This window comes from Dictyobacter arantiisoli, assembly GCF_008326305.1.
In the GTDB taxonomy this organism is placed as follows: domain Bacteria; phylum Chloroflexota; class Ktedonobacteria; order Ktedonobacterales; family Ktedonobacteraceae; genus Dictyobacter; species Dictyobacter arantiisoli.
This window is the reverse complement of the sequence record NZ_BIXY01000174.1, coordinates 1-4435: the sequence shown is the minus strand read 5'-3', so window position 1 is coordinate 4435 and position 4435 is coordinate 1. Positions and strand designations below refer to the sequence as shown.

The window sequence follows — 4435 nt, the reverse complement described above, 5'->3', positions numbered from 1 at the left end:
GCTCACCTGCTGGCAGGCGCGTGCATGCTAGCGCCCTTTTTAGTCTGTGGTGCAGGAAAGGTGCAGTGCACCTTTCCTGCACCACATACTAAAAACTGTTTTGAGTACCGCAGGTGCGAAACCTCATGCACAGAGATCGTGGAGAGTATGGGAATCAAACACTTTGTAAGAGAAGATTATGTGCAGCACCTAATGTTTTTATATCTCTTTTGATACTTAAAATAAGAATAGATATTTTATGAATGAATTTATCTGTAACCTGTATAATTTTATAAGAATAAGTAACAATGTACTTCAGTGGCAGTTGGATCTCCTGAAAATTTTTAGCGTTGTATGCAACTTTGTTGATAGCTTCGACGTGTCATAAGTAGCGTGAGCCGTGATTGTAGATCAAATAAAGAGTTGGGATGTGTCCCATGGGAGATAAATTATTCATGGATAATTCAAAAATATCGTCCGCATACAATGCTGTACCAACTATGTCAGATGCCCAGACAGCACAGCCTCCCAGTAAGGAAATGCAGCCAGATTTCCCTGTCTGGCCGACCTCTCTGCCCGGTCCGATGCGTAAACAGCCGCCAACTAAAATGCGCTCAATCAACAGTGTGCGTAGCGAACAACTCACTGAAATTGGCTATAATCAAGAAACGGGTGAGCCCGCTGAGGCCGATCCCCATCGCTATCAACCTGAGCATGCGCTCAAAGATCGTACCTCCTTTGATCAACCAGCGATCAGCAGCGAGCAGGAAGCATAATCTTACTGAGTCGGGAGTATGTAAAGAAGCGCTTTTGTTGATTTCATTTAGAATGGAGGTTGTATGGCTAAAATTGAAGAAGTATTGCTGTCACGTACCACTATCTCTACTTTTAATGCACTGCATTCACTACTCAATGCAGTCGGTCTGGAGATGGATCTGGAAAGTTTGCACGGCATGACCTTATTCGCACCGCCTGACGAGGCATTCTCAGCCTTGAAACAAGATACACCTTATGATCTCACCAGGGACATCACGAAACTACGCCAACTGCTGTCCTTTCATATCATCCCTCTGCGCTTGACGCAGGCGGACATGTTTGAACTCTTCAAACCAGCAGCGGGAGCGGCGGATCAGTCAGGGATAGTCGCGCTTGAAACTGTCTCTGGTTATCCTCTTCATCTCAGTCAGGGAGCGCGTTTAAGCATCGAGGGCGCACGCATTATTGAAGGTGACATTCCGGCAGATAGCGGCATTATCCACATCATTGACCACATTCTGTGGCCTCCAGGACTGAATGAAGCATCCTTTAAAGGGCAAGCCCCCTTTAAATCCAGTCAACCGGCCTGATTCCCATACTCTCCACGATCTCTGTGTATGAATTTTCGCACCGATGGTGCTCAAAACAGTTTTAGTGTGTGGTGCAGAATAGGTGCGAAGCACCTATTCTGCACCACACACTAAAAAAGGCGTGGGGCGTCAGCGCCCACCTGTGGGTGAGCCACAAAATCCCGCTGGTGGTAGGAATCAAACACTATAGATGGGATATAATGTGTATGTGTATACATTAGTTACACACTTTTTGTTCAGTTCTGCGTATTGTATAGTCTTCAAAGAAAGAATTCTTATGTCTGAATTTACTCTTCAAGAACTCCTTCCTGGTGTACAGGTCGCGTTTGGTGGTGTCTGTAATCGGGGTATTATTAGCGATCAGGGTCAGGTTCTGGTAGTTGACTCAGGAATTGGCCTGCCTGAAGCATCCCCTTTGCGTGATGCTGCCCAGACCCATTTAAAGAATGGGCCGGTGATGTTGTTCAATACCCATCCTCATCCCGATCATGTCCTGGGGAATGGGCTCTTTACAGATGGCTTGATTGTGGGTCAGAAGAATGTACGAGAGGAGATGTTGACAACGGTTGTGCAGGCTCTGGCCGCATTTAGTCAGGACCCACAGCGCGCCGCGATGGTTGGCGGTGCCACGATTGCGCCTCCTACGCTGACTTTTGAGGATCGCCTGACGATCTTTGTAGGAGATATTGAGGTACAGTTGCTGCACTTTGGGAGCGCACATAGTGCCAGCGATAGCGTCGCCTGGTTGCCACAGACGCGTACTCTGTTTGCTGGTGACTTGCTTTTCAATGGTATCGTTCCTGTCCTGCCTCCCGTCAGCAATGTCTCCCATTGGATTGAGGTATTGGAACAATTAGAGGCTCTGGATGCTCAACACGTTATCCCTGGACATGGTCCTATTCAGGCACCGGATGCCCTGGCCCGCCTGCGCCAGTGGTTGATTGAAGTGCGTAGCCGCGTCAGTGCCGCTATTGAGCAGGGGTGGGACGGCGATAGCAGCGCTGAGCGTATTACAGCCGAGATGCATACGCTAGAGCCACGTGGGAATGAGAGCCGTCTTCCTGGCCTCGTTCAACAGGTTTATACCCAGCTTAGCAAGTAATCTGCCGCATAAAATTTTATGTTTTATCGCAGGTCATCCCGACATGACACAAGATAGCATGTCGGGATTGTTTGAATTTGATGCGGCTATTTTGATTAGAGGGCTCCGCTGTTTTGCATCAGGCCGCCGTCGATGAAGAAGGTTGAACCTGTGACATAGGCTGCGGCGTCTGAGGCGAGGTAGAGGGCGAGTTTGCCGATTTCTTCGGGCTGGCCCATGCGGTGCAGGGGAATTTCATCGAGGAGGGCCTGATATTTCTTGGGATCGGCCTTGACATCGGCATCGATGGGGGTGTCGATAGCTCCCGGACCGATGTTGTTGACAGTAATATGGTGTGGCGCTAGCTCCAGACAGAGGGTGCGTGTCAACATGCGGAGACCACCCTTGGCACAACAATAGGGGATATTCTCCGGCATGGGTAGATCTTCATGTACCGATGAGATATTGATAATGCGGCCTGCTGTGTTACGTTTTATCATCTCACGGGCCGCCGCCTGAGCACAGAAGAAAGGTCCCTTTAAGTCGATCCCCAGGACACGATCAAATTGATCTTCTGTTACGTCCAGGAAAGGACTATGGATCTCCATGCCAGCGTTATTGACGAGAATGTCCAGGCGATCAAAGCGCTCAACCGTTTGCTGAATGAGTCCTACCACTTGCTGATAATTCGAAACATCTGCCTGGATCACATATGCCTTGCTTTGCATCTGCTCAATAAGCTGGCGTACCTCTTCAGCCTTCTGCTGATTATGCGCATAATTAATAACCACCGTTGCCCCGGCACTCGCCAGTTCAAGTGCAATCCCGCGCCCAATCCCACTATCCGCGCCCGTGACAATCGCGACTTTTTGATCAAGTTGTCCCATGGTTGGTATCTCCATCCTTTTATCCAGGCATCCCTTCGTTACGCGTATCGCGTGCAGGATGTCACTTTTCTGTTCTATCACTATCACGATTGTGGATCAAAAAAAGTTGTTTCAAACGATCAGTTGAGAATGATTGAGCGCCATAATCTATCCTCTGGCTTACACCAGATGTCAGGATGTCCTTAATGTGTTTCTTCTGGAGCCGAGGCCTGCTTGTTCTCCAATGAGAGATTATGAGGCTGGATAGCCTCTTCTTTATGGATACTGGCCTGCTGAGTCGCGCGAAATATCGTCACCATACGTTCGACGGCAGTGATATTTGAGAAGATTGCCAGTACCAGTAAGGCCCACATCGTCAGACCAAAGAGCAGCCCGATTGCCAGGACAACCACACGCTCTGGACGCGCCAGCAGCCCGGTTTTGCATTCGATGCCCAGCCCTTCCGCGCGTGCTTTGGTATAACTGACCATCAATGATCCGACCATCGAGATATAGATTAAAGCAATCATCCAGATTTGCACGTTGCCCATGAACCAGAGAGGATCTTTTATGGCAGGATGCAGAAGCGCGTAGAAGAGCAGTCCCGATAAGATGATAGCTTCCGAGTAGCGATCCAGAGTTGAGTCAAAGAAGGCCCCAAAGGTTGTGGCTAGATTGCGCAGGCGTGCGGTCGCGCCGTCAAAGAGATCAAATATACCGGTAAAAAGGACCAGCAGCCCGCCTGCTACCAACCAGCCTTGCCCAATCACCATCGCCGTCACAAAGCTCAACAGCAAGCCGATTAACGTAAATGTATTAGGGGAGATACCCAGGTTTGCCAGCGGACTCACAATCTGCGCCGCTAAAGATCGGGCCCATTTTTGTATATCTTTATTAAACATCGATAGCCTACCATTTTTTGAAACTAATTTTCAATCCCGCCTGTATAGCAATCGCCATTGATTATGCTTATTATTGTAACATCTTAAAACCATAGATGTTGCCATATATCTCTCTTTTCACTCCTTTCTGCACCGCTTTTCAGAGAGTGTCAGCCCCCCACTACCAGCGGGATCTTGCTGCTCACCTGCTGGCAGGCGCCTGCGCGCCTGAGCCCTTTTTAGTGTGTGGTGCAGGAAAGGTGCACAGCACCTTTCCTGCAC

General features: G+C 49.0%; 5 protein-coding genes. 3 read left to right on the top strand and 2 right to left on the bottom strand.

The window, feature by feature from the left end; translation table 11 throughout:
• The first annotated feature begins 434 nt into the window (after nt 1-434).
• The 3 genes from F1593_RS27330 (at nt 435) to F1593_RS27320 (ending at nt 2427) form a co-directional block, all read left to right on the top strand.
• Nucleotides 435-755, top strand: a complete 321-nt coding sequence (locus F1593_RS27330) for a hypothetical protein (RefSeq protein WP_149404719.1) — start codon at nt 435-437, stop codon at nt 753-755.
• Nucleotides 756-818: 63 nt separating this feature from the next.
• Entirely contained in the window at nt 819-1325 is a 507-nt protein-coding gene (locus tag F1593_RS27325; RefSeq protein ID WP_149404718.1) for a fasciclin domain-containing protein, read from the top strand.
• Between the two features lie 277 nt (nt 1326-1602).
• Entirely contained in the window at nt 1603-2427 is an 825-nt protein-coding gene (locus tag F1593_RS27320) for an MBL fold metallo-hydrolase (protein ID WP_172632510.1), read from the top strand.
• A gap of 95 nt (nt 2428-2522) precedes the next feature.
• Here F1593_RS27320 and F1593_RS27315 read toward each other — a convergent pair whose 3' ends face one another.
• Both F1593_RS27315 and F1593_RS27310 read right to left on the bottom strand, forming a co-directional pair.
• Nucleotides 2523-3293 carry an SDR family oxidoreductase gene (locus F1593_RS27315; protein ID WP_149404716.1) on the bottom strand — a complete coding sequence of 257 codons (771 nt, stop codon included), beginning with the start codon at nt 3291-3293 and terminating at the stop codon, nt 2523-2525.
• 182 nt (nt 3294-3475) lie between these two features.
• Complete coding sequence (locus tag F1593_RS27310) at nt 3476-4174, bottom strand: CDP-alcohol phosphatidyltransferase family protein (RefSeq protein WP_149404715.1); 699 nt, start codon at nt 4172-4174, stop codon at nt 3476-3478.
• Nucleotides 4175-4435: the final 261 nt, after the last annotated feature.

What these genes read in the sequence shown, in the direction of transcription:
- F1593_RS27330 (WP_149404719.1), top strand. Translation starts at nt 435, where the DNA reads ATGGATAATTCAAAAATATCGTCCGCATACAATGCTGTACCAACTATG.
- F1593_RS27325 (WP_149404718.1), top strand. Translation starts at nt 819, where the DNA reads ATGGCTAAAATTGAAGAAGTATTGCTGTCACGTACCACTATCTCTACT.
- F1593_RS27320 (WP_172632510.1), top strand. Translation starts at nt 1,603, where the DNA reads ATGTCTGAATTTACTCTTCAAGAACTCCTTCCTGGTGTACAGGTCGCG.
- F1593_RS27315 (WP_149404716.1), bottom strand. Translation starts at nt 3,293, where the DNA reads ATGGGACAACTTGATCAAAAAGTCGCGATTGTCACGGGCGCGGATAGT.
- F1593_RS27310 (WP_149404715.1), bottom strand. Translation starts at nt 4,174, where the DNA reads ATGTTTAATAAAGATATACAAAAATGGGCCCGATCTTTAGCGGCGCAG.